The organism is Bradyrhizobium cedriense, from assembly GCF_054602315.1.
This window is the reverse complement of record NZ_JBTSWB010000003.1, coordinates 223393-245482: the sequence shown is the minus strand read 5'-3', so window position 1 is coordinate 245482 and position 22090 is coordinate 223393. Positions and strand designations below refer to the sequence as shown.

The following is a 22090-nucleotide window of genomic DNA, read 5'->3' as shown; positions in this document are numbered from 1 at the left end:
CGCGCTTCGGCGCGACCTGACAAGCAGTGAAAAGCTCATACGCCTATGCAGGCTTGATGAGGACGTGCTTCTTCTTGCCGAAGGACAGCTTGATCACGCCTTCCGGCGTCAGATCGCCGAGGGACAGTGCCATTTTCTCGTCGGTGACGGGCGCGTCGTTGACGCGCAGGCCGCCGCCCTTGATCTGGCGCCTCGCTTCGCCGTTGGAGGCAACCAAGCCTGCCTTGACGAAGGCGTTGAGCACGCCGAGGCCGGCGTCGATCTCGCCTCGCGGAATTTCCACGGTGGGCAGGCTTTCGGCGAGCGCGCCTTCCTCGAAGGTGCGGCGCGCGGTCTCCGCTGCTTCGTTCGCAGCGTCCCGGCCGTGCAGCAGCGCGGTTGCTTCGGTCGCAAGCACCTTCTTGGCCTCGTTGATCTCCGAGCCGCCGAGCGTTTCGAGCTTCTTGATCTCGGCCATCGGCAGCGTCGTGAACAGCTTTAGGAACTTGCCGACGTCGGCGTCTTCAGTGTTGCGCCAGTACTGCCAGAAGTCATACGGCGAGAACTGGTCGGCATTGAGCCATACCGCGCCTTGCGCCGTCTTGCCCATCTTGGCGCCCGATGCAGTGGTCAGCAGCGGCGTCGTCAACGCGAACAACTGGTGCGTGCCCATGCGGCGGCCGAGATCGACGCCCATGATGATGTTGCCCCACTGGTCCGAACCGCCCATCTGGAGGCGGCAGCCGGTGCGCTTGGCGAGCTCGACGAAGTCGTAGGCCTGGCAGACCATGTAGTTGAACTCGATGAAGCTCATCTCCTGCTCGCGCTCGAGACGCAGCCGCACGGAGTCCATGGTCAGCATTCGGTTCACCGAGAAATGCCGGCCGACGTCGCGCAGCATCTCGATCCAGTTCAGCCTTGTTAGCCACTCCGCATTGTCGAGCATGATGGCGTCGCTCTTGCCCTCGCCATAGCGCAGCACCTTTGCGAACACGCCGCGGATCGATTCCTTGTTGGCCTCGATCTCGGCGACGGTGCGCATCGCGCGCGTCTCGTCCTTGCCGGAGGGGTCGCCCACCATGGTGGTACCGCCGCCCATCAGCGTGATCGGCTTGTTGCCGGACTGCTGGAGCCAGTGCAGCATCATCATGGTCAGGTAATTGCCGATGTGGAGCGAGCGGGCGGTGCAATCGTAGCCGACATAGGCGGTGGCCTCGCCCTTGGCGGCGAGGGCGTCCAGCCCCTCGAAATCGGAGCACTGGTGGATGAAACCACGTTCCTGCAAGGTATTGAGGAAGTCCGATTTAAATGCAGTCATCTGTCGGCATGCCCAACAATTCTTGGTTTACTGTTTTGGGGGCAATTTAGGGGTCTAGCGTGGGAACCCGCTTGCCGCCCGCCACTTGGCGCGTTGGCATTATAAGATGTGTCCCTCTGGCACAAGATCGGCAGGCCAGGGAGGGTCTCTTGAGGACGCTGATCCATGATGTTGACGGCACTCGGTTTGATGAGCGGCACCTCGCTGGACGGGGTGGATGTGGCGCTGATCGAAACCGACGGAAAACAGGTGAAGGCGTTCGGGCCGTCCGGCTACCGGGCCTACAGCCCGGCCGAGCGCAACCTGCTGCGCCAGGCGCTGAGCGAGGCCGTGCATCTGCAGCAACGCGACGCCCGGCCGGGCATTCTGGCCGAGGCGGAGCGCGCGGTGACGCGGGCCCATGCCGAGGCGGTCACGGCGTTCCTCGCCCAGAACCGCATGAGGCCGGAGGATATCGACATCGTCGGCTTCCACGGCCAGACTGTGCTGCACCGGCCCGAGAAACGGCTGACGGTGCAGATTGGCGACGCGCCGGCGCTGGCCAGGGCGATCCATATCCCGGTGATGCATGATTTCCGCGCCGCCGACGTCGAGGCCGGCGGGCAGGGTGCGCCTCTGGTGCCGGTCTACCACCGCGCGCTCGTCCATTCGCTGCAGCGCGAGCCGCCGATCGTCGTGGTCAATATCGGCGGCGTCTCCAACATCACCTATATCGACGGAAACGACGCGTTGATTGCCTGCGATACCGGCCCCGGCAACGCACTGCTCGACGATTTCATGTATCGCACCATGAGTAAGGCGTTCGATGCGGAAGGCAAATTCGCGGCGCTCGGCAAAGTGGATGAAGCCTGGATCGCCCGGGCGCTGGAGCTGCCGTTCTTTGCGCTGCCGCCGCCGAAATCGCTCGACCGCAACGATTTTGCCGCGCTGAGGCTCGGCGACGTCGCGCCGGCCGACGGCGCCGCGACGCTGACCGCCTTCACCGCCGCCGCGATCGCGCGCATCATTCCGCTGCTGCCGCGACGGCCGCGCAGCTGGATCGTCTGCGGCGGCGGCGCCCGCAACCTGACCCTGCTGCGGATGCTGCGGGACCGCGTGGGCTCGGCAACCGTCGAGGCCGCCGAGACGCTCGGCTGGGCCTCCGACGCCATCGAGGCGCAGGCCTTCGGCTTCCTCGCTGCGCGCGGCCTGAAGGGCCTGCCACTGTCCTATCCCGCAACGACCGGCGTGCCGATGCCGATGACGGGCGGAGTGATCGCGCGGCCCTGAGGACGGGATGTATGCAGATGCATCCATCTTGACGGGTTAATGCAAGTGCATCTATATTTATGCAGTTGCATCTAATTGCCGGAATCCTCGCCATGACCGCTACGCTCAAACTGATCAGCCACAAGCTTTGCCCCTACGTGCAGCGCGCGGTGATCGCGCTCAAGGAGAAGGGCGCGCCGTTCGAGCGGATCGATATCGATCTCGCCGGCAAACCCGACTGGTTTCTGAGACTATCGCCACTCGGCAAGGTGCCGGTGCTGGTGGTGTCGACGGAGAAGGGCGAGGTCACGCTGTTCGAGAGCAATGTGATCTGCGAATACATCGATGAAACCCAAGGCGGCGCAAAGCTGCATCCGGCGGATGCGCTCAAGCGTGCCGAGCACCGCGCCTGGATGGAGTTCGGATCGGCCATTCTCGGCGATCTCTGGGGCCTGGAGACGACGACCGACCCGGCAACGTTCGAGAGCAAGCGCCAGGCGCTCGCCGCGAAGTTCGCGCGCGTCGAAGCGGCGCTGGGCGCGGGGCCGTATTTCGCGGGGGAGGCGTTCAGCCTGGTCGATGCGGTGTTCGCACCCGTCTTCCGCTATTTCGATGTGTTCGATGAGATTGCGGAGCTCGGCGTCTTCGAAGACTTGCCGAAGGTGCGGTCGTGGCGCGCCGAGCTCGCGAAACGTCCGAGCGTCCGCTCGGCGGTCGGCGCGGATTACCCCCAATTGCTGCGTGCCTTCCTCGTGCGACACGACGCGCATCTGCTCAAGCTTGCCGCCTGAGCGCGCCGATGTCGCCGTCATCGGCTTGGGCCATGCTCGTGCTCGCAGGCCTGCTCGACGTCGGCTGGGCGATCGCGATGAAATATGCGGAAGGCTACACGCGGCCGGGCTGGAGCATCGCTTCGCTGGTGCTGCTCGCCGCGTTCGTCTTCCTGCTCGGACGCGCCTTGAAAGTGCTCGAGGTCGGCGTCGCCTATTCGGTGTGGACCGGCATTGGCGCCGCCGGGACCCTCCTGATGGGCGTGGTGCTGTTCGGAGAGACCTTGAGCGCGATGAAGCTTGCGGGCATCGCGCTCGTGCTGTTGGGGATCGTCGCGCTGAAACTCGCTTAGCGCACGTTCGCCAGACGCATGTCGAGATAGGCCGTGATGGTTTCCATCAGCGGCTCGAGCTTGGCGTCGAAGAAATGGTTGGCGCCGGGGATGATCTGTTGATCAATCACGATGCCCTTCTGCGTCTTCAGCTTCTCGACCAGCGTGTTGACGTCCTTCGGAGGCACCACCGCGTCCTTCTCGCCATGCACGATCAGGCCCGACGACGGGCAGGGCGCGAGGAACGAGAAGTCGTAGAGGTTCGCGGGCGGCGCGATCGAGATGAAGCCCTCGACCTCGGGCCGGCGCATCAGGAGCTGCATGCCGATCCAGGCGCCGAAGGAGAAGCCGGCGACCCAGCAGGCGCGCGCTTCCGGGTTGATGGTCTGCGCCCAGTCGAGGGCTGCCGCCGCATCCGACAATTCGCCGGTGCCATGGTCGAACGAGCCCTGGCTGCGGCCGACGCCGCGGAAGTTGAAGCGCAGCACCGAGAAGCCGCGATGCGCGAAGGCGTAGTAGCACTGGTACACGATCTGATGGTTCATCGTGCCGTGGAACTGCGGATGCGGATGCAGGATCATCGCGATCGGCGCGTTCTTCTGCTTGGCCGGGTGATAGCGGCCTTCGAGACGGCCAGCAGGGCCGGTGAAAATGACTTCGGGCATCGGTGATCTCTTGATTGATTTCCTGGAGAGATGATCCCTAGCAATCAACCGATTGTAGCCTCGTCGGCAGATGCCGATGGAAGCGCGAATGAAGGGTGAGAAGGCGCGCCTTGCGGTGATGCGCTGAGAGCGCGCGGTGACTTGACGGTGCGCGTTCTAACATAGGCTGAGGGTCAAAAAGCAAGCATCTTGAACATCACCCAATTGGCTCAAGGTGTTAGCGTGTCATGGCCATGTCATCGGGCGCCGCGGAGACGGAATCGCGGTTGCCAAGGGCGCGACGGCGCGCCATGTCCCGCGGGCAGGCCAGCAGGCCACGGTTCCTCAGAAAGTAATATATTACCATATGCCGAGCCGCGTCTATCTCGATTGGAATGCGACCACGCCGCTGCGCGCCGAGGCGCGCAGCGCAATGCTGGCCGCCTGGGATTTGGCTGGCAATCCGTCGTCGGTCCATGCCGAGGGGCGAGCGGCGCGACGGCTGGTGGAGGAGGCCCGTGCCATGTTGGCAGCCGCGGTGGGAGCGCTGCCGCGGAACGTCGTCTTCACCTCCGCTGGAACCGAGGCCAATGCACTGGCGCTATCGCCGGGGTTGCGGGGCCCCCTTGGCGGCCCAGTCGAGCGGCTGCTGGTGTCGGCAGTCGAGCATGCTTCGGTGCTCGCCGGAGGCCGGTTCCCGGCGGACAAGATTGGCCTGATCGAAGTCACGCGCTCCGGGGTGGTCGATCTCGATCATCTGAAGATGCAGCTCAAGGACGGCCCGCCGGCCCTGGTCTCGATCATGGCCGCCAACAACGAGACCGGTGCGCTCCAGCCCATTGCTGAGGCCGCAAGCATCGTCCACGCGGCAGGCGGCCTCCTGCACACGGATGCGATCCAGGCACTCGGTAAAATCCCGTTCGACATCAATTCCGTAGGTGCCGACCTTGCGACGTTTTCTGCGCACAAGATCGGCGGCCCCAAGGGAGTTGGCGCACTGGTGATGGCGGAAGGGATCGCCGGCATGGATCCGGTGCTGCGGGGCGGCGGGCAGGAGCTCAACCGTCGTGCAGGAACCGAGAATGTGCCGGGCATCGCCGGATTCGGGGCGGCGGTGAAGGCCGCGCTTCAGACTCTGCCGGAAGATGTGAACCGAATGACAACTCTCAGAGATCGTTTGGAAAATGGCCTTCGCGGCATTGCTGCAGCGACGATCTTTGCCGACGATGTGGAGCGGTTGCCAAATACCGTACTGTTCACCGCGGCGGGTCTGAAGGCCGAAACCGCGGTGATCGGCTTCGACCTGGAGGGCATCGCGGTTTCCTCAGGCTCCGCCTGTTCCTCGGGAAAGGTCCAGCCGTCCCACGTCCTGTCTGCCATGGGCTGCGACCCTGCGGTCGCCCAGGGAGCAGTGCGCCTCAGTCTTGGCTGGTCCACGGAGCCAGAGGACATCAAGAGGGCGTTAGAGGCTTGGCGAAAGCTTGGTAATACCCTACTTAAGGGCTAAGCGACGAAACACGGCTTGAACGGTTCTAAGCCCGTGCTTTCCGCAGAGAAATATCGTAATACTCGACCAAGTTTGATCCACCGCGGTCCTTGAAACCGCGAGCGGAGGATAGAATGCCAGCCGTACAAGAGACGGTCGAGCGCGTGAAGCGCATCGACGTCGACCAGTATCGTTATGGGTTTGAGACCCTAATCGAGTCCGACAAGGCCCCCAAGGGATTGTCGGAAGAGACCGTCAAGTTCATCTCCGAGAAGAAGAATGAGCCCGCCTGGATGCTCCAGTGGCGGCTGGAAGCCTATCGGCGCTGGCTCACCATGACCGAGCCAACCTGGGCGCGCGTCGACTACCCCAGGATCGATTTCCAGGATCTCTATTACTATTCGGCGCCGAAGCCGAAGAAGACGATCACCTCGCTCGACGAGATCGATCCGGAGATCCTCAAGACCTACGAGAAGCTCGGCATCCCCTTGCGGGAAGTCGCCATGCTCGAAGGGGTCGAGCCCAAGGTGGGCGAGGAAGACCCGGCCCGGCGCAAGATTGCGGTCGATGCTGTCTTCGATTCGGTTTCGGTTGCGACCACCTTCAAGGCGGAGCTGAAGAAGGCCGGTGTGATCTTCATGCCGATCTCGGAGGCGATCCGCGAGCATCCTGAACTGGTGCAGAAATATCTGGGATCGGTGGTTCCGACCTCGGACAATTTCTATGCGACCTTGAACTCGGCGGTGTTCTCCGACGGCTCGTTCGTCTACGTGCCGCCGGGCGTGCGCTGCCCGATGGAGCTGTCGACCTATTTCCGCATCAACGAGCGCAACACCGGCCAGTTCGAGCGCACGCTGATCATCGCCGACAAGGGCTCCTACGTCTCCTATCTCGAAGGCTGCACCGCGCCGCAGCGCGACGAGAACCAGCTGCACGCCGCCGTGGTCGAGCTCGTCGCGCATGACGACGCCGAGATCAAATATTCGACGGTGCAGAACTGGTATCCCGGCAATTCGGAAGGCAAGGGCGGCATCTACAATTTCGTCACCAAGCGGGGCGACTGCCGCGGCAACAACTCCAAGATCTCCTGGACCCAGGTCGAGACCGGTTCGGCGATCACCTGGAAGTACCCGAGCTGCATCCTGCGCGGCGACAATTCGCGCGGCGAGTTCTACTCGATCGCGATCTCGAACGGCTATCAGCAGGTCGATAGCGGCACCAAGATGATCCATCTCGGCAAGAACACGACGAGCCGGATCATCTCCAAGGGCATCGCCGCCGGCAAGTCGCAGAACACCTATCGCGGCCTGGTCACGGCGCACCGCAAGGCCACCGGCGCGCGCAACTTCACCGCCTGCGACTCGCTGCTGATCGGCGACAAATGCGGTGCGCACACCGTGCCGTACATCGAGGCCAAGAACTCGTCGGCGACATTCGAGCACGAGGCGACCACCTCGAAGATCTCCGAGGACGTGCTGTTCTACTGCATCCAGCGCGGGCTCAGCCAGGAAGAAGCGGTCGGCCTCGTCGTCAACGGCTTCGTCAAGGACGTGCTGCAGCAACTGCCGATGGAGTTCGCGGTGGAAGCGCAGAAGCTGATCTCGATCTCGCTCGAAGGGTCGGTCGGTTAATCCCGACCCTTGCGGTGCGCCCCGGCGCGCCATGCACCAATTGAATAAACTGGACACCAAAATGGCTTTGCTTGAAGTGAAAGACCTGAAGGTTCGTGTCGAGGAGCGTGAAATCCTCCACGGGTTGACGCTGACCGTGAACGAGGGCGAGGTGCATGCGATCATGGGGCCGAACGGCTCCGGGAAATCGACGCTTTCGCACGTCATTGCCGGCAAGCCCGGCTACGAGGTCACCGACGGCCAGATCCTTTTCAGGGGCGAGGACCTTCTGGAGATGTCACCGGACATGCGCGCGGCAAAGGGCGTGTTCCTGGCGTTCCAGTATCCGGTCGAGATTCCCGGCGTCGCCACCATGAACTTCCTGCGCACCGCGCTCAACGCGCAACGCAAGGCGCGCGGCGAGAGCGAATATTCGACACCCGATTTCCTGAAGAAGGTCCGTGAAGTCTCGAAATCGCTGAATATTCCGCAGGACATGCTCAAGCGCGGCGTCAATGTCGGCTTCTCCGGCGGCGAGAAGAAGCGCAACGAGGTGCTGCAGATGGCGCTGTTCGAGCCGAGCCTGTGCATCCTCGACGAGATGGATTCCGGCCTCGACATCGACGCGCTGCGCATCGCGGCCGACGGCGTCAACGCGCTGCGTTCGCCCAAGCGTTCGATGGTCGTCATCACCCACTATCAGCGGTTGCTGAACTACATCGTGCCCGACGTCGTGCACGTGATGTCGAAGGGCCGCGTCGTGAAGAGCGGCGGCAAGGAGCTGGCGCTGGAGCTGGAAGCGTCCGGCTACGCCCAGTTCGAGGATGCCGCGTAAGGATTGTTTGTGATGAACGTTGCTGTGGCAAAGACCGGAAAGAGCCGCGCGGTGAGCGATCTCTTCGCCAGCGCCGAGGGCCGGCTGCCGGGTACGCCCGCGGTCACCGCAGTGCGCCGCGAGGCCTTCGAGACCTATGAGCGTCTCGGCCTGCCGCACCGCCGGATCGAGGAATGGAAATACACCGACCTGCGTGCATTGGTCGGCGAGGTGCTGCCGCTGGCAGCCGCGCCCGATGCGGCTGCGTTGAAGCGCGCCGTGGACGCGGTGAAGGCGCATGCGATCGCGGGCGCACGCAAGCTGGTGCTGGTCGACGGCGTCTTCGCGGCCGATCTTTCCGACGCGAGCGCGCTGGTTTCAGAAGCGGGTGTCACGACGCTGCGCGATATCCTGGACAATGGGGCCAACCCGGTCGCCGGCGATCTCCTCCGGACCACCTCGACCGATGCAGTGATCTCGCTCAATGCAGCCATGGCGACGGATGGGGTGGTCGTCACGATCGCCGACGGCGTGCAACTGGCCGCGCCGATCCAAATCATCCATGTTGCGACGGCGGCTGGCGCGTCCGCGTTCACCCGCTCGCATCTGCGGATTGGCAAAGGTGCTCGTGCCACGATCATCGAGACATTCGTCGCGGCCGGAAAGGCAGGCGGCTATCAGGTCAACGATGCGGTGATCCTCTGGATCGGCGATGGTGCCGATGTCGCGCACATTCGCCTGATGGACGATGCGCCGGATGCGGTGAACATCACCTCGCAGTTCGTCACCGTGGGCGCCAATACCAAGCTCAATTTCTTCAACATGACCAGCGGCGCAGCCGTCAGCCGTCTGCAGGGCTTCATCACGCTGGCGGGCGAGGGCAGCGAGCTCTCCATCAACGGCGTCAACCTGTTGCAGAAGACCGAGCATGGCGACACCACGCTGGTGGTCGATCATGCTGTGCCGAACTGCGTCAGCCGCGAGATCTTCCGCGCCGTGATCGACGACCGCGCCCATTCGGTGTTCCAGGGTCGCATCATCGTCCGTCCCGACGCGCAGAAGACCGACGGCAAGATGATGACGCGCGCGCTGCTGCTCTCGGACGAAGCCGAGGCGGACAACAAGCCCGAGCTCGAGATCTTTGCCGACGACGTCTCCTGCGGCCACGGCGCCACTGCCGGCGCGCTTGACGACAGCCTGCTGTTCTACCTGAAGGCGCGCGGCCTGCCGGAGAAGCAGGCCCAGGCACTGCTGATCCAGGCCTTCGTGGGCGAGGCGATCGAGCAGATCGCCGACGACAGTTTGCGGGAGCACGTGATCGGCATCGCCGAGCGCTGGCTGGAGCGGCGGTCATGAGCACGCATCCGGCAGTCAAGAACGGCACCTATGACGTCGCGCGCGTGCGCCAGGATTTCCCGGCGCTCGCAATGCCGGTCTACGGCAAGAAGCTGGTCTATCTGGACAACGCGGCCTCCGCGCAGAAGCCGAGTGCTGTCCTCGATCGCATGACGCAGGCCTATACCAGCGAATACGCCAACGTGCATCGCGGCCTGCACTACCTCGCCAATGCCGCGACCGAAGCCTACGAGGGCGGCCGCACCAAGGTCGCCCAGTTCATCAACGCGCCCCGCACCGAAGAAGTGATCTTCACCCGCAACGCGACCGAGGCGATCAACCTGGTCGCCTCGTCCTGGGGCGGCCCGAACATCAAAGAAGGCGACGAGATCGTCCTCTCGATCATGGAGCACCACTCCAACATCGTGCCGTGGCACTTCCTCAGGGAACGCCAGGGTGCCGTGATCAAATGGGCACCGGTCGACGATGAGGGCAATTTCCTCATCGACGAGTTCGAGAAGCTGCTGACGCCGAAGACCAAGCTGGTCGCGATCACGCAGATGTCGAATGCACTCGGCACCATCGTGCCGGTCAAGGACGTCGTCAAGATCGCCCATGCCCGCGGCATCCCCGTGCTCGTTGACGGCAGCCAGGGCGCGGTGCATCTGCCGGTCGACGTCCAGGACATCGGCTGCGACTTCTACGTCTTCACCGGCCACAAGGTCTACGGACCGACCGGCATCGGCGTGCTCTGGGCCAAGTACGACCACCTCGTCGCGATGCGCCCTTACAACGGCGGCGGCGAGATGATCCGCGAAGTCTCGCGCGACATCGTCACCTACGGCGACCCGCCGCACAAGTTCGAGGCCGGAACCCCGCCCATCGTCGAAGCCGTCGGCCTTGGCGCCGCCATCGACTACGTCAATTCGATCGGCAAGGAGCGCATCGCCGCCCACGAGCACGATCTCACCACCTATGCCCAGGAGCGCCTACGCGAGATCAATTCGCTGCGGCTGATCGGTACGGCGCGAGGCAAGGGCCCGGTGATCTCCTTCGAGCTCAAGGGCGCGCATGCCCATGACGTCGCAACCGTGATCGACCGCCAGGGCATCGCGGTGCGCGCCGGCACGCATTGCGTGATGCCGCTTTTAGAGCGGTTCAACGTGACTGCAACGTGCCGGGCCTCGTTCGGCATGTATAATACGCGGGAAGAGGTCGACCATCTGACACAGGCGCTGCTGAAAGCGCGGGATTTGTTCGCATGAGTGACACGGCTGAAGTCAAAGCCAATCCGATGGAAACTCACTCGGCGCTGCCGCCGGAGGAGACCGAGCGTCTGACCACCGAGATCATCGCCGGGCTCAAGACGGTGTTCGACCCGGAAATCCCCGCCGATATCTACGAGCTCGGCCTGATCTACAAGGTCGAGATCAAGGACGATCGCTCGGTCGACGTGCAGATGACGCTGACGACGCCGAACTGCCCGGCCGCCGGCGAGTTGCCGACCATGGTCGAGAACGCGGTGGCCAGCGTGCCCGGCGTCGGCGTGGTCGACGTCAAGGTCGTCTGGGAGCCGCCGTGGTCCCCGGAACGCATGAGCGACGAGGCGCGCCTCGTGCTCAATATGTGGTGACGGTTCCAGGCCGCATTGAAATCGCTCCGCAACGGACCACATAGATAACATGACCCAGATCTCGTCAGGCTCGACACCAGCATCGCCTCCGAAGCCGCGGCGGCCCCGCCCGCAAGTGATGCGGCTGACGGATGCCGCTGCCCAGCGCATCAGCGAACTGACCCAGCGCGCCGATTCGGAGATCGTCGGCTTGCGCGTCGGCGTGAAGAACGGGGGCTGCGCCGGCCAGTCCTACACGGTCGAATACGCCCATGACGTCCGCCCAACCGACGAGGTCGTCGAGGACAAGGGCGTCAAGATCCTGGTCGATCCCAAGGCCGTGCTGTTCCTTCTCGGCACCGAGATGGACTACAAGGCCGACAAGATGCAGGCCCAGTTCGTGTTCAACAACCCCAACCAGGTCTCCGCCTGCGGCTGCGGCGAATCGGTCGAGCTGCGGCCGGCCAAGATCGACGGGTAACCCGGCTGGCGCAATCAGGCTGCCGTCGTCCCGGCCTGGTGCGTAATTGCGCACGGGGCTTCGGGCCCATACCGCGTGATCCCTCGGGGAGGAGCGGACCAGTACCGTACTGTTACAGCTGCCAGTCTTCGCTAAACTGCTCCCCGTAGTTGCGGGTCCCGGCGTTCGCCGGGACGAGGTTGGGGAGAATGTTCAGCCATGGACCGCGAATTCCTGATCGACCTGTTCGCCGATTTCGGCCCGGTCACCATCCGAAAGATGTTCTCCGGCTACGGTATCTCGGCAGATGGGACCAACTTCGCTCTGTCGTTGCGCGCCGGCCTGTTCTTCCGTGCCGACCAGCAAACCATTCCGGACTTTGAAGCCGAAGGCTCAAAGCCGTTTCAATACTCGACCCGCGCCAAGACCGTGGTGGTCAACTCCTACTGGGAGCTGCCCGCACGCCTGTTCGACGATTCCGCAGAGCTTGCACAATGGGCGAGGGCGGCGCTCGCCGCCGCCCAACGCGCGAAGGTGAAGAAGCGGCCGAAGGCGAAGAAGGCGACGGCGAAGAAAGTGGAGCCGAAGAAGCCCGTTGCGAAGAAGCGGCCGGCCAAGAAGACCGCCAAGAAGGCGGTCCGCAGCGTGGGCAAAGCAGCAAAGCGTGCCCACCCTCCAGGATAGAGATGCTGGGCGTCACGTGCCCGCCCACAGGAGCCAGGTGAAGACCTACGCCACCCGGCTGCGCGTCTCCGCCGCGTATTCCGGATCGGCCTCGCAAATCACGCGATTGCGGCCGTTGCGCTTGGCGGCGTAGAGGCAGGCATCCGCACGCTCGATGAGCGCGTCGGTGTCGTCGCCCTCCTTGAGCAAGGAGACGCCGACGGAGATGGTGACGCGGCCGAGGATCTCGCCCGTCGATTTCTTTTTCAATTCCTTCGCCATCACGGCGCGGCGGATGTGGTCGGCCACCGTGAGCGCCTGGCGCAGCGAGGTGTTGGGTAGCACGACCGCGAATTCCTCGCCGCCATACCGTGCGGTGATATCCTGGCCCTTGATGGTCTGCTTCAGCGAAAGGCCGACGAGCCGCAGCACCTGATCGCCGGTGAGATGGCCGTAGGAATCGTTGAACGACTTGAAGTGATCGATGTCGAACAGCAGCAGCGACAGCGGCTCGCCCGAGGCGAGCGCGCTCTGCACGGCCATGCCGATCATGCGGTCGAAATATTTGCGGTTGCCGAGGCCGGTGAGCGGATCGGTCAGGCTCTCGGCGCGGATCGCTTCCAGGCTCTGCTGGAGATTGCTGATCTCGTTCTTCGACAGTGTCAGCCGGTCTTCCAGCGCCTTGTTGGTCTCGCGCATCTCGCTGGTCGAACGCAGCAGCGCCTCGACGACCGCCTTGATCTGGTCGCGGCTCTTGGCCGAAGCCAGCTTGTCTGCCGCGCCAGACAGGCTGGCATCGTAAGCGCCGGTTCTGCCGAGCGCGTCACCCAGGACTTTCATCACGTCGTCGATCTCGCCGATGACGCGCGCGCCAACCTTGTCGATTCGGTCGGTGGTCTTGATGTGGGAGAGATAGGTCTCGTAAATCTGTTCGAGATCGGCTTCGGTCAGCTTGCCGCTGCGCGCCAGCGTCTCGTTGATGATCTTGTTGAGCGGTGCGTTATAGCCCGTGGCATAGACGTACCAGATCTCGTAATTGCGGGGAATTGCCGTCTGCCGAAGCGATCGGATCTGACCGAGCGCAACCTCGGCGAACGCCATCGTGCGTTCGTGTTCGTCGAGCACCTTGACCACGGAACATACCCCACAGCGGTCGGCGCGCCATCGACCGCAGCAATGCTTAAATTATGTTCGTAGGCTAACGGACGATCGTGAACGCCCCGTAAATATACGTCCACGAAGCGTCTCGAAAAGTGTGCTTTGTCTTAGCTCAACCGAAACCCGCGCTTCAGGCCCCGGCAGGGGAGCGAACCGGCCGCAGCAGGAACGCCGGCAGATGCGAGTGATCGCCCGGCTCGGTGTCGATCTCGCGCTGGCGGCGCGGCTCGGGACGGCCGATCGAGGGCACGTGCGACGTGCCGGGCTGCTGGCGCGCCGCTTGACGGGGCTCCGCCCGACGCTTCTCGTCAGACCGATGCCTTGCCTCGGCGGGCTGCCGTTCCTCTGAAGAATGCTTTGCCTCCGGAGAATGCCTCGCCTCGGAAGCATGTCTTGCCTCGCGCGGCTCGTGGCTGCGCTCGCGGCCGCGCTGCGGCTTGCCGCGTCCGCCGCGTGAACGTTCGCGGCCACGCGACTCGCGCGGACGCTCGGTTGCGTCGGAAGCTTCAGCGTGGACTTCGAAATCGCCTTCGGCGCGTGGAATGCTCTGGCCGATCAGCTTCTCGATGGCCACCATCGACTTCTGGTCGAGCGGAGTCACGATCGAGATCGCGGTGCCGGTGCGACCGGCGCGGCCGGTGCGGCCGATGCGGTGGACGTAATCGTCGGCGTGGTGGGGAACGTCGAAATTGAAGACGTGGCTGACCTCGGGAATGTCGAGGCCGCGGGCGGCGACGTCGGATGCGACGAGCAGCGGAAGCTCACCCTTGCGGAATTGTTCGAGTGCCGCTGTGCGGGCCGACTGGTCCATGTCACCGTGCAGCGCGCCGACGCTGAAGCCGTGCTTCTGAAGCGATTTGTGAACGATGGCGACTTCGCGCTTGCGATTGCAGAAGATGATCGCGTTCTTGAGATCCTTGGCCTCGCGCAGCAGGCGGCGGAGCAGTTCGCGCTTCTCATGCGCCTCGCGCCCGGCGGGCACCTGGGCCTGCGTGACCGTCACGGCCGTCGTGGCGGGTTTGGAGACCTCGATCTTCTGCGGATTGTGCAGGAAAGTCTCGGTGATGCGCCGGATTTCCGGCGGCATGGTCGCGGTGAAGAACAGCGTCTGCCGCGTGAACGGGACGAGCTTGCAGACGCGCTCGATGTCGGGAATGAAGCCCATGTCCAGCATGCGGTCGGCTTCGTCGATGACGAGCAGCTCGACGCCGGTGAGCAGCAGGCCGCCGCGCTCGGTGTGGTCGAGCAGGCGGCCCGGGGTTGCGATCAGCACGTCGACGCCGCGCATCAGCTTGGCGTCCTGGTCGCCAAAGGAAACGCCGCCGATCAGGAGCGCGACGTTGAGTTTCTGGCCGACGCCGTAGCGGTCGAAGTTTTCCTTCACCTGGGCCGCGAGTTCGCGGGTCGGCTCAAGGATCAGCGTGCGCGGCATGCGCGCGCGGGCCCGACCCTTTTCGAGGATGGTGAGCATAGGCAGCACGAAGGCAGCTGTCTTGCCGGTGCCGGTCTGGGCGATGCCGAGCACATCCTTGCGTGCGAGGACGTGGGGGATCGCCTGTTCCTGGATGGGGGTGGGGGTGGTGTAACCGGTGGCCGCCACTGCGGCGAGGACTTTTTCGGACAGTCCGAGATTTGAAAAGGACATTGAGCCTCTGGTCGAAACCGCCGTTCGGAATCGAGGGTAATAAGGCTGTCGCGTTCCACCCCTAAACGGCGCGCTCTCTAGGAAGCTGGGGGTGCTGACTCACGCGAACAAAGCGCAAGGCTCAAGAATCGCTCTTCGATCTGAGCCGCGTCGACCCGGAACATAGGCAGGAATCGGCCAAAGTCAATGGAGTGGGCGCGGGAAGACCCTAAAAAACCTGAGGTTTTTGCTCAAATGACGGGCTTCGTTGGGATTTTCCGGTCACCCCGTCGTTCCGGCCGCAACGGCAAGACGACGGCTAAAGCCCATCCGAACCCCTTGCCCGGAAGTCGCCGGGGGCCATGCCATAGGCGGCATTGAAGACCCGGTAATAGGTCGCCACGCTTTCGAAGCCGCAGGAGGCCGCGATGTCGGCGATCAGCCGTTCCGGCGCCTCGCGCAACAGGCGGCGGCTCTGCTTCAGGCGCTCCTCCGTCACGGTCTGCGAGAAGCTCTTTGCTGCCGTCTCGAACAGCATGTGCAGGTGGCGCACGGATACGCCGAGCTGGTCCGCCACCATGGCTGGGGCGAGACGGGGGTCTTGCAGGTGGCGTGCGATCAGGCGCCGGGCCCACGAGAGGCGGGCGGTCCGCAGTGCGGCTTGTCCGCGCCGGCTGCCGGGCCGCACGATGCCGCGGTCAATCAGCGCCAGATGGGCCAGCGCCTGGACCAGCGAGGCTGCATCGACGCCGGTATCTTCGCTGGTCTCGTCGAGATCGGCAAAGCAGGCGCCGAGCAGAGGCGCCAGGGCCGGATCGCTGAACGTCCGGGGCGCGAGCTCGCGCATGCGCTTGTCCTGCGCCGGGATGATGCCCATCGGGATCTTCAGGATGCGCAGGTGGAAGCCGCCTGCGCCCAGCGGCGCGGTACGGTAGGGCAGGTCGGTATGGCTGGTGGCGAACGCGCCGTTGGCGATCGCAAAGTCGCTTGCGCGCATGCCGGAGAACCGGCCGCCGCTGCCGAGCTGCTGGTAGACGCAGATCGCGTCACCGGGGGCCTCGGCGATGTCGGACGTGCTGCGCTCGACCGCGTAGGGCGAGGCCTTCAGCTCGACGAGGCCCGCGCCGCCAAGCTGGCGCAGCGAGAATTCGCCGAAGAAGTCCGCCCGCCGTTCGCGCGCGAGCTCGGCGGTGACGCCGAACAATCCCTTGGCGCGCACGTCACGCCAATAGTCGAAGCGGTCGTGCGGCTCGACCTCGTCGGTGCACCAGCGATACACGGCAGCCCCTCTCAGCGGAATGCCCAAGAAAAAGCAGATTCCGCGCGAATCTGCCATAGGCCGAGGATGGAATCGGACGACAAAGGCCCTTGAACCGTCGTTGTGGCTGGGCCGACTATCAGATCGACGGTTGAGGGCTTCCATGAACGACCGTTCGAGGGAGCCGGCACAGGCCGTTCTGCAGCGGGAAACATGCGATGACGCGTCGGCTTTTCAGAATACTGGCTGCCTTTGGCCTTGTGGCGAGCCTGAGTGGCTTCGCAGCTCCCGCGCATGCCGAGAAGCGCGTCGCGCTCGTGGTCGGCAACAACGACTACCGGAACGTGCCGAAGCTGCTCAAGGCCGTCAACGACGCCCGCACGATGGGCGACACGCTGAAGCAGCTCGGCTTTTCGGTGATGGTCGCCGAGAACCAGAACCGGCAGCAATTCTCCGAGACGCTGCTTGCCTTCGACAAGGCGATCGAGCCCGGCGACACCGCGTTCTTCTTCTATGCCGGCCACGGCTTCGAGATCGCCGGACAGAACTATTTGCTGCCGACCGACGTGCCGGCGGCGACGGAAGGGCAGGAAGAGCTGGTGCGCGACGCCTCGATCCTGGCCGACCGCATCGTCGAGCGTCTCCAGAACAAGAAGGCGCGGACCTCGATCCTGGTATTCGACGCCTGCCGCAACAACCCGTTCGAGCGCAGGGGGACCCGCGCAGTCGCCGGAGGCGGCGGGCTCGCGCCGATGACGCAACTGCCGGAAGGCGTGTTCTCGGTGTTCTCGGCAGGACCGCGCCAGACCGCGCTCGATCGTCTGTCCAATGACGATGCCAATCCCAATTCGGTGTTCACGCGCACCTTCGCCAGGGAGCTGCTCAAGCCCGGCGAGAACCTCGTGCAGGTGGCGCAGCGCACGCGCCGTGCCGTCAGCGAGATGGCCGAGACCGTCAAGCACAGGCAGGTCCCGGTCTATTTCGATCAGATGGTCGACGATGTCTTCCTCAGCGGCGTGTCCAAGGAGGGAGCGCGGCCGGCCGATCCGCCGCCGCAGAAGCTTGCGGCGCTGCCTCCCGTCTCGGTGCCGCAGATGCCGAGGGAGGAGACCATCAACGCGCCGATCGCGAGCTTCTCGCGGCACAATGGCGGCTGGAGCGTTACGTTCTCCTTCGCCGACCCGACACTTGGTATTTCCTGGCGTATGGCCGGCAAGGGCGATTTCCGCGAAACCGGATTCATCGACACGCTCGATCCGCGCACGCGCAAGCGCATGCCGAACCCGTCGATCGAACTGCCGCCGGATGCTGCGGCCGGCACCATCGAGGTCCGCTATGTCGATCAGTCCGGCGAGATGCAGGGGCCGTTCCCGATCAGGTTCGATCCCGAGGCCGCGCTGATCCGCGACCAGCGCAAGATCCTCGACATGACCTCGACGAGCTGGCTGTCGTTCCGCGAGTTCAACGGGCTTCTGGTCTACTACACGCACCTCGTGTCCTACCGCTGTGCCATCCGCGAGGTGCGTATCGGCATCGATAGCGCCGTGCCCAACCAGGTGCTGAAGATGCCGCCTTGCGACATGCGCGACCCCAGCGCGGTCACCGCCGGCATGCCGCTCTACATGAAGCTGGCGCCAAGCACGCAGTCCGTCTCGGTGGAGCTGACCTATCGCGACGGCAGCGTCTCGGAGATCAAGAGCTTTCGCAGCGTGAACCGCAGCAACAATTGATGCGCTGCTCAGCGGGGATTGTGACGGGATTGTCATGCGGAGTGGACGCACTTAATCCGGACAGGCCAAGGCGAAAGTGCTAGCACCGGGGATGACAAAGTTCTTCATCGTCGCGCTGCTGACGACGTTTCCGGTTCTGGCCCAGACGAATCCGGTCCCCACAGCCCCACCGCTCACCGACCGCGAACGCGTCCAGGCCGATCGAGCGAGGGCCGCCGAGGATGATCGGATAGCTCCAACCGCGCGACCATGGGACCGCGACGCCGACGGCAAGCGCCCCTGGGACCGGAAGTCACCAAAGCCCTGAGGCCGGCGAACGTGATCTCCCGCGGAAGGAACAACCCCTGCTGACTTGGATTGTCTGTCAAACCAGGGAGACGATCATGATCCGCAGAACCATCCTCGTGACCATCGCTTGTGCTGCACTTTCGACGGCTGCCCTTGCTCAAGGAGGTGGCGGCGGCGGCGGCGGCGGCGGCGGTGGTGCAGGTGGCGGTGCGGGCGGCGCCAGCTCAGGATCCGCGGCGAGTTCAGGAGCCGGAACGGGCACATCGTCCAGCAGCGCCAATTCCGGGCCGTCGGCTCCGTCGGGCATGGGGACGCACGGCACCACTACCGGGGCCAACGTCAACACGAACAACAGTCAGAACAATCCGAACGTTCAGCCTCCGACCGCGAACGGAAAGACGCCTGCGGCGGCGCAAGCCGAGCGAAACTCGGGCGTCGGTCGTGCGGCGAACGGGTTGCCGATTGGCAGTCCGGGCACCGGGACCAGCAACGAAGATCAGAAATAGTCCAACTCGCTTTTCGTGAAAGGCCCGCGCAAAGCGGGCCTTCTCTGCAAGCTGGCATTGGTTTGTCGCTGCCAACCTCGGCCTGCGCCGACGAATTGAGACTGCACCCGGCCTGAATCGCGTTAGTATCGTCATCTTGACCATACTCGCAGATCGCGGCGGCCATGACATCCGATCCAACATCCAACGGGACCATGAAAGTCCGCTGCTGCATCGTCGGCGGCGGACCGGCGGGCATGATGCTCGGCTATTTGCTGGGACGGGCCGGCATCGATGTCGTGGTGCTGGAGAAGCATGCGGATTTCTTTCGCGATTTCCGCGGCGACACCGTGCATCCCTCGACGCTGGAGGTCATGGACGAACTCGGCCTGATCGACGGGTTCCTGGAGCTGCCGCACCAGCGCCTGCAGAAGATGGACGGTCTGTTCGGCGGGACGCCGGTGCGCATCGCCGATCTCGGCCGGCTGCGTACGAAGTACCCTTTCATCGCCTTCATGCCGCAATGGGATTTTCTCAACTTCCTGCGTGAGGCCGGCCAGCGCTTTGCCTCGCTCGAGGTGATGATGAGCACGGAGGCGGTGGATCTGATCCGCCGCGGCGAGACGATCGCCGGCGTGCGGGCGAAGAGGCCTGACGGTTTCATCGACATCGAGGCTGATCTCACCATTGCCTGCGACGGCCGGCATTCGACGGTGCGCGAGCGCGCCGGCCTCGCCGTCGAGGAGATCGGCGCGCCGATGGACGTGCTCTGGTTTCGCGCCGGCCGCAGGCCAGACGAGACCGAAAACGTGTTCGCACGGGTCGAGCCCGGCAAGATGATGATCACCTTCGACCGCGGCGACTATTGGCAATGCGCCTATGTCATCGCCAAGGGACAGCACGGGGCGGTGAAGGCGAGGGGATTGCAGGCGCTGCTCGACGATGTCGTGCGCATGGCCCCGGTCCTTCGACATGGGATCGCCGACGTGAAGAGCTTTGACGACGTCAAGCTGCTGACCGTCGCCATCAACCGCCTGCCGCGCTGGACGCAGCCGGGCCTGCTGTGCATCGGCGACGCCGCCCACGCGATGTCGCCGGTCGGCGGCGTCGGCGTCAATCTCGCCGTGCAGGATGCGGTCGCTACCGCCAATCTTCTTGCCGAGAAGCTGCGCGACGGCTGCCCGTCCGAACACGAACTTGATGCCGTGCGCCACCGCCGCGAATTCCCCGTGAAGATGACGCAGCGCATGCAGATGGCCGTCCAGAACAACGTCATCAGCGGCGCGCTCCAGAGCGGCGACCGGCCGCTGAAGGTGCCGCTGATCGTGCGCCTCATCACCGCGTTGCCTTGGCTCCAGGGCATCCCGGCGCGCCTTCTTGCGCTCGGTGTGCGGCCCGAGCACGTGCATTCGAAGGCGGCGCCGGCGCCATAGCGCGGCAGTTCGTTAGGAATAATGCCGCCTTATATCGCGTCTCGCGCGTTGCCAGCATGCAACAGCGAGGACGGATTCCATTCGCGATACTCGTCGATTCGGCGTCTTAACTATCTTGATTCAAATTTGAGTAAGAGCTGCGTGTGACCGTGCGCCCATCTGAGGACACGGGGTGTACCATGCGTAATAAATTGATTGCTGCCTTCGCCTGCACGACCGCTCTGGTTTCGACCGGTGCTGCTTCCGCCGCCGATCTCGGTGCGCGTTACACGAAAGCGCCCGCCTACGTCGAGCCGCTGTTCAACTGGACCGGCTTCTATGTCGGCGGCCATATCGGCGGCGCCTGGACCAACGAGCAGTTCATCAACAACGGGACTGGCGCCGCGTTCGGCGATTTGATCCCGGGAGAGGGCTATCGTCAACGCGGCTCGGGCATCATGGGCGGCGCCCAGATCGGCTACAACTGGCAGGCCAACAACTTCGTGTTCGGCATGGAAGGCACGATCTCCGGCCTCGACAACAAGGGGTCGTTCACGAACACCGCCTTTGGTGCTGGGGACGACGTGTTCTCCTGGCGCGCCAACGTGCTCGCGACTGTCGTCGGTCGCGCCGGCTTCGCCGTTCAGAACAACCTCTTCTACATCAAGGGCGGCTATGCCGGCGTGAACAACCGCCTCTCGGTGACCGACACGGTCGGCCCGGCGACAGGCTCGGGCGGACAGACGCACTGGGCGAACGGCTGGACCATCGGCGCCGGCTGGGAATACGGCGTCACCCGTAACTGGATCGTCGGCGTCGAATACAACTATGCGGCCTTCGGCAGCCAGACCTATCAGCTCGGCGGCACCTCGGGTAACTACACCTTCGATGCCAAGCCGCGCGACATCCAGTGGGCCGTCGTGCGCGCGAGCTACAAGTTCGATGCGCCGACCATCGCCCGTTACTGAGCACGTCAACCAAGCACCAACAAAAGACGATCACTGCCAAACTCTGAGAGCCCCGGCTTCGTCCGGGGCTCCTTTTTTGCGAGCAGGCTCTTTGCGTGCGGGCCGGGACTAAGCCATCACGGAGAATCCGCCGTCGACGGGGATCGCGGTGCCCGTGACGAAGTTCGACGCCGGCGAGGCGAGGAACACGGCGATGCCGGCGAAGTCGTCGATGTCACCCCAACGCCCCGCAGGCGTGCGCGCCAGCACGCGCTCGTGCAGTCCCGAGACCTGCTGCCGCGCGCCGCGGGTGAGATCGGTGTCGATCCAGCCCGGCAGGATCGCGTTGACCTGGATGTTGTCGGGCGCCCAGGCGTTGGCGCAGGCGCGGGTGTACTGCACGATGCCGCCCTTGCTCGCCGCATAGGCTGTCGCGAAGCTCGCGCCGAAGATCGACATCATCGAGCCGATGTTGATCACCTTGCCGTTGCCGGATGCCTTCAGCGCCGGATAGGCCAGCTTCGAGCACACGAAGGCGCTGGTGAGATTGGTGTCGATCACCTTGTTCCACTCGTCGAGCTCGAGCTCGTGCGGCGGCTTGCGGATGCTCATGCCGGCATTGTTGATGAGCACGTCGATGCGTCCAAGCTCCTTGACGACGCGCTCGATCATGGCGGCGACGGCCGCCTTGTCGGTCACGTCCGTGGTGATTGCGATCGCCTTCGCGCCGCGTTGCTTGAGGTCGGCCACGGCGGCGGCGGACTTGGTCTCGTTGCGTCCGACCACGACGATGTCGGCGCCTGCATCGGCCAGGCCGCGCGCCATGCCGAGCCCGATGCCGCCATTGCCTCCCGTGACGATCGCGACCTTGCCGCGAAGATCGAACCGGCTGGATGTCATGCTTTTATTCCCTGGTT

At 64.3% G+C, this 22090-nt stretch carries 22 protein-coding genes; 16 read left to right on the top strand and 6 right to left on the bottom strand.

Annotation, left to right across the window (positions count from 1 at the left end; translation table 11 throughout):
• Window positions 1–43 precede the first annotated feature (43 nt).
• On the bottom strand, window positions 44–1297 hold the full coding sequence (gene tyrS, locus ACYCVF_RS12790) for a tyrosine--tRNA ligase (RefSeq protein ID WP_459595862.1): 1254 nt from the start codon (window positions 1295–1297) through the stop codon (window positions 44–46).
• A gap of 165 nt (window positions 1298–1462) precedes the next feature.
• Between tyrS and ACYCVF_RS12785 the strand changes: the two genes are divergently transcribed.
• The 3 genes from ACYCVF_RS12785 to ACYCVF_RS12775 all read left to right on the top strand — a co-directional run bounded on the left by ACYCVF_RS12785 (window position 1463) and on the right by ACYCVF_RS12775 (window position 3668).
• A complete protein-coding gene (locus ACYCVF_RS12785) occupies window positions 1463–2566 on the top strand; it encodes an anhydro-N-acetylmuramic acid kinase (protein WP_459595861.1) in 1104 nt (367 codons plus the stop codon).
• Window positions 2567–2658: 92 nt separating this feature from the next.
• A complete protein-coding gene (locus tag ACYCVF_RS12780) occupies window positions 2659–3336 on the top strand; it encodes a glutathione S-transferase family protein (RefSeq protein ID WP_459595860.1) in 678 nt (225 codons plus the stop codon).
• A gap of 8 nt (window positions 3337–3344) precedes the next feature.
• Window positions 3345–3668, top strand: coding sequence for a DMT family transporter (locus tag ACYCVF_RS12775; protein ID WP_459595859.1), 324 nt, complete (start codon window positions 3345–3347; stop codon window positions 3666–3668).
• Here the strand turns inward: ACYCVF_RS12775 and ACYCVF_RS12770 are convergent.
• Window positions 3665–4312 (bottom strand): alpha/beta hydrolase, encoded by a 648-nt coding sequence (locus ACYCVF_RS12770; protein WP_024337874.1) that lies wholly within the window; start codon window positions 4310–4312, stop codon window positions 3665–3667. The genes ACYCVF_RS12775 and ACYCVF_RS12770 overlap by 4 nt on opposite strands.
• Window positions 4313–4658: 346 nt before the next feature.
• Between ACYCVF_RS12770 and ACYCVF_RS12765 the strand changes: the two genes are divergently transcribed.
• The 8 genes from ACYCVF_RS12765 (at window position 4659) to ACYCVF_RS12730 (ending at window position 12292) form a co-directional block, all read left to right on the top strand.
• A complete protein-coding gene (locus ACYCVF_RS12765) occupies window positions 4659–5798 on the top strand; it encodes a cysteine desulfurase family protein (RefSeq protein ID WP_459595858.1) in 1140 nt (379 codons plus the stop codon).
• Between the two features lie 113 nt (window positions 5799–5911).
• Entirely contained in the window at window positions 5912–7408 is a 1497-nt protein-coding gene (gene sufB / locus ACYCVF_RS12760; protein ID WP_459595857.1) for a Fe-S cluster assembly protein SufB, read from the top strand.
• A 61-nt stretch (window positions 7409–7469) separates the two neighbouring features.
• On the top strand, window positions 7470–8222 hold the full coding sequence (gene sufC / locus ACYCVF_RS12755) for a Fe-S cluster assembly ATPase SufC (protein ID WP_459595856.1): 753 nt from the start codon (window positions 7470–7472) through the stop codon (window positions 8220–8222).
• A 12-nt stretch (window positions 8223–8234) separates the two neighbouring features.
• Window positions 8235–9557, top strand: coding sequence for a Fe-S cluster assembly protein SufD (gene sufD, locus ACYCVF_RS12750; RefSeq protein ID WP_459595855.1), 1323 nt, complete (start codon window positions 8235–8237; stop codon window positions 9555–9557).
• A complete protein-coding gene (locus tag ACYCVF_RS12745) occupies window positions 9554–10801 on the top strand; it encodes a cysteine desulfurase (protein WP_459595854.1) in 1248 nt (415 codons plus the stop codon). The genes sufD and ACYCVF_RS12745 overlap by 4 nt, the downstream gene beginning before the upstream one ends.
• Window positions 10798–11169, top strand: coding sequence for an SUF system Fe-S cluster assembly protein (locus ACYCVF_RS12740; protein WP_459595853.1), 372 nt, complete (start codon window positions 10798–10800; stop codon window positions 11167–11169). Before ACYCVF_RS12745 ends, ACYCVF_RS12740 begins: the two co-directional genes overlap by 4 nt.
• A gap of 118 nt (window positions 11170–11287) precedes the next feature.
• Window positions 11288–11629 (top strand): HesB/IscA family protein, encoded by a 342-nt coding sequence (locus tag ACYCVF_RS12735; protein WP_014495548.1) that lies wholly within the window; start codon window positions 11288–11290, stop codon window positions 11627–11629.
• Between the two features lie 198 nt (window positions 11630–11827).
• On the top strand, window positions 11828–12292 hold the full coding sequence (locus ACYCVF_RS12730; protein WP_459595852.1) for a TfoX/Sxy family protein: 465 nt from the start codon (window positions 11828–11830) through the stop codon (window positions 12290–12292).
• A gap of 45 nt (window positions 12293–12337) precedes the next feature.
• On the opposite strand, the gene ACYCVF_RS12725 is transcribed toward ACYCVF_RS12730, so the two are convergent.
• From ACYCVF_RS12725 to ACYCVF_RS12715, 3 genes are all read right to left on the bottom strand, one after another.
• The gene (locus tag ACYCVF_RS12725) at window positions 12338–13405 is read right to left on the bottom strand and encodes a GGDEF domain-containing protein (RefSeq protein ID WP_459595851.1); all 1068 of its coding nucleotides are present in this window, start codon (window positions 13403–13405) and stop codon (window positions 12338–12340) included.
• 154 nt (window positions 13406–13559) lie between these two features.
• Window positions 13560–15074 (bottom strand): DEAD/DEAH box helicase, encoded by a 1515-nt coding sequence (locus ACYCVF_RS12720; RefSeq protein ID WP_459595850.1) that lies wholly within the window; start codon window positions 15072–15074, stop codon window positions 13560–13562.
• Window positions 15075–15372: 298 nt separating this feature from the next.
• Window positions 15373–16332, bottom strand: a complete 960-nt coding sequence (locus tag ACYCVF_RS12715; RefSeq protein ID WP_459595849.1) for a helix-turn-helix domain-containing protein — start codon at window positions 16330–16332, stop codon at window positions 15373–15375.
• A 197-nt stretch (window positions 16333–16529) separates the two neighbouring features.
• On the opposite strand from ACYCVF_RS12715, the gene ACYCVF_RS12710 reads away from it, so the two are divergent.
• From ACYCVF_RS12710 to ACYCVF_RS12690, 5 genes are all read left to right on the top strand, one after another.
• Entirely contained in the window at window positions 16530–18041 is a 1512-nt protein-coding gene (locus ACYCVF_RS12710) for a caspase family protein (RefSeq protein WP_459595848.1), read from the top strand.
• 91 nt (window positions 18042–18132) lie between these two features.
• Window positions 18133–18348, top strand: a complete 216-nt coding sequence (locus ACYCVF_RS12705) for a hypothetical protein (RefSeq protein WP_459606420.1) — start codon at window positions 18133–18135, stop codon at window positions 18346–18348.
• Window positions 18349–18424: 76 nt separating this feature from the next.
• Window positions 18425–18835: a hypothetical protein gene (locus ACYCVF_RS12700; protein WP_459595847.1), complete on the top strand. Its 411-nt coding sequence runs from the start codon at window positions 18425–18427 to the stop codon at window positions 18833–18835.
• A gap of 164 nt (window positions 18836–18999) precedes the next feature.
• Window positions 19000–20247 (top strand): FAD-dependent oxidoreductase, encoded by a 1248-nt coding sequence (locus ACYCVF_RS12695; RefSeq protein WP_459606421.1) that lies wholly within the window; start codon window positions 19000–19002, stop codon window positions 20245–20247.
• A gap of 179 nt (window positions 20248–20426) precedes the next feature.
• Window positions 20427–21194: an outer membrane protein gene (locus ACYCVF_RS12690; RefSeq protein ID WP_459595845.1), complete on the top strand. Its 768-nt coding sequence runs from the start codon at window positions 20427–20429 to the stop codon at window positions 21192–21194.
• Window positions 21195–21302: 108 nt separating this feature from the next.
• Here the strand turns inward: ACYCVF_RS12690 and ACYCVF_RS12685 are convergent, their stop codons facing one another.
• A complete protein-coding gene (locus ACYCVF_RS12685) occupies window positions 21303–22073 on the bottom strand; it encodes an SDR family NAD(P)-dependent oxidoreductase (RefSeq protein WP_459595844.1) in 771 nt (256 codons plus the stop codon).
• Window positions 22074–22090 lie beyond the last annotated feature (17 nt).

Excerpts from the sequence above, each read along its gene's own strand:
- tyrS (WP_459595862.1), bottom strand. The coding sequence starts at position 1,297 with ATGACTGCATTTAAATCGGACTTCCTCAATACCTTGCAGGAACGTGGT.
- ACYCVF_RS12785 (WP_459595861.1), top strand. The coding sequence starts at position 1,463 with ATGATGTTGACGGCACTCGGTTTGATGAGCGGCACCTCGCTGGACGGG.
- ACYCVF_RS12780 (WP_459595860.1), top strand. The coding sequence starts at position 2,659 with ATGACCGCTACGCTCAAACTGATCAGCCACAAGCTTTGCCCCTACGTG.
- ACYCVF_RS12775 (WP_459595859.1), top strand. The coding sequence starts at position 3,345 with ATGTCGCCGTCATCGGCTTGGGCCATGCTCGTGCTCGCAGGCCTGCTC.
- ACYCVF_RS12770 (WP_024337874.1), bottom strand. The coding sequence starts at position 4,312 with ATGCCCGAAGTCATTTTCACCGGCCCTGCTGGCCGTCTCGAAGGCCGC.
- ACYCVF_RS12765 (WP_459595858.1), top strand. The coding sequence starts at position 4,659 with ATGCCGAGCCGCGTCTATCTCGATTGGAATGCGACCACGCCGCTGCGC.
- sufB (WP_459595857.1), top strand. The coding sequence starts at position 5,912 with ATGCCAGCCGTACAAGAGACGGTCGAGCGCGTGAAGCGCATCGACGTC.
- sufC (WP_459595856.1), top strand. The coding sequence starts at position 7,470 with ATGGCTTTGCTTGAAGTGAAAGACCTGAAGGTTCGTGTCGAGGAGCGT.
- sufD (WP_459595855.1), top strand. The coding sequence starts at position 8,235 with ATGAACGTTGCTGTGGCAAAGACCGGAAAGAGCCGCGCGGTGAGCGAT.
- ACYCVF_RS12745 (WP_459595854.1), top strand. The coding sequence starts at position 9,554 with ATGAGCACGCATCCGGCAGTCAAGAACGGCACCTATGACGTCGCGCGC.
- ACYCVF_RS12740 (WP_459595853.1), top strand. The coding sequence starts at position 10,798 with ATGAGTGACACGGCTGAAGTCAAAGCCAATCCGATGGAAACTCACTCG.
- ACYCVF_RS12735 (WP_014495548.1), top strand. The coding sequence starts at position 11,288 with ATGCGGCTGACGGATGCCGCTGCCCAGCGCATCAGCGAACTGACCCAG.
- ACYCVF_RS12730 (WP_459595852.1), top strand. The coding sequence starts at position 11,828 with ATGGACCGCGAATTCCTGATCGACCTGTTCGCCGATTTCGGCCCGGTC.
- ACYCVF_RS12720 (WP_459595850.1), bottom strand. The coding sequence starts at position 15,074 with ATGTCCTTTTCAAATCTCGGACTGTCCGAAAAAGTCCTCGCCGCAGTG.
- ACYCVF_RS12710 (WP_459595848.1), top strand. The coding sequence starts at position 16,530 with ATGACGCGTCGGCTTTTCAGAATACTGGCTGCCTTTGGCCTTGTGGCG.
- ACYCVF_RS12705 (WP_459606420.1), top strand. The coding sequence starts at position 18,133 with ATGACAAAGTTCTTCATCGTCGCGCTGCTGACGACGTTTCCGGTTCTG.
- ACYCVF_RS12700 (WP_459595847.1), top strand. The coding sequence starts at position 18,425 with ATGATCCGCAGAACCATCCTCGTGACCATCGCTTGTGCTGCACTTTCG.
- ACYCVF_RS12695 (WP_459606421.1), top strand. The coding sequence starts at position 19,000 with ATGACATCCGATCCAACATCCAACGGGACCATGAAAGTCCGCTGCTGC.
- ACYCVF_RS12690 (WP_459595845.1), top strand. The coding sequence starts at position 20,427 with ATGCGTAATAAATTGATTGCTGCCTTCGCCTGCACGACCGCTCTGGTT.
- ACYCVF_RS12685 (WP_459595844.1), bottom strand. The coding sequence starts at position 22,073 with ATGACATCCAGCCGGTTCGATCTTCGCGGCAAGGTCGCGATCGTCACG.